This window comes from Oribacterium sp. P9 (assembly GCF_046365365.1).
In the GTDB taxonomy this organism is placed as follows: Bacteria; Bacillota; Clostridia; order Lachnospirales; family Lachnospiraceae; genus Oribacterium.
This window is the reverse complement of sequence record NZ_JBKEIS010000053.1, coordinates 1-731: the sequence shown is the minus strand read 5'-3', so window position 1 is coordinate 731 and position 731 is coordinate 1. Positions and strand designations below refer to the sequence as shown.

2 protein-coding genes are annotated in these 731 nt (G+C 45.6%); one reads left to right on the top strand and one right to left on the bottom strand.

Annotated features, from left to right (window positions below; translation table 11 throughout):
• Positions 1–453 (top strand): ATP-binding protein (locus ACK8P7_RS10960; RefSeq protein WP_410044232.1); only part of this gene is annotated, 453 nt, incomplete at its 5' end.
• Positions 454–467: 14 nt separating this feature from the next.
• On the opposite strand, the gene ACK8P7_RS10955 is transcribed toward ACK8P7_RS10960, so the two are convergent.
• Positions 468–641, bottom strand: coding sequence for a hypothetical protein (locus ACK8P7_RS10955; protein WP_410044231.1), 174 nt, complete (start codon positions 639–641; stop codon positions 468–470).
• Positions 642–731 lie beyond the last annotated feature (90 nt).

Genomic DNA, 731 nt, shown 5'->3' with positions numbered 1-731 from the left:
TGCATGAGCGGAAGCCATGCACTAAAACGCCGTGCGGTGTGCTTTCACCGGCCGGCATATACAGCCGGAAAGTCTTATCTTGCAAGGGCTATCGGTATCAAAGCCTGTAATCGTTATAACGTTGGTTATTTTCACAGCGAAGAACTGCTGGAGAGTATGGTTGCGCTAAAAGAACAGGATTATGACAAATACGCTCGTAAGATGAAGAAATACCTGAGATGGGATTTGATCATCCTTGATGATTTCCTGCTCCACACGATAACAGACGAGCGTGAGATCAAGATTCTTTTCGAATTACTTGAAAAGCGAAATGAACAGCAAAAGAGCACTATCGTCTGCTCTCAACGTAATCCAGAGAACTGGAAGGCGATGATTCTCAACGATGAGGTATCGGCGAATTCCATCATGAAGCGAGCAACAAAACACTATACAATCAAGATCAACACCAGATAATTCATGTCACTTGATTAAAAAAAGAGCGGCCGTTTTGCGTCGGAAAGCGGCCGTTCAAAAACGGAACAGCGACCGCTGAGCTCCGTAAACTGCATGTCGGCAAATCGCTCATCTTCAATCAGCACCCTAGGAACCTGCAAAAAAGCAAACGGCTCTGTCCCCCTTCCGTAGAAATAATCAAATCCCATTTTGGTATCTCCTTCCTTTTGTTTTGTAGACTAAACCCCCATGCCCCGCTTTTGGCACCACCATAAATGAAACACGGGCACCGGCAAGTA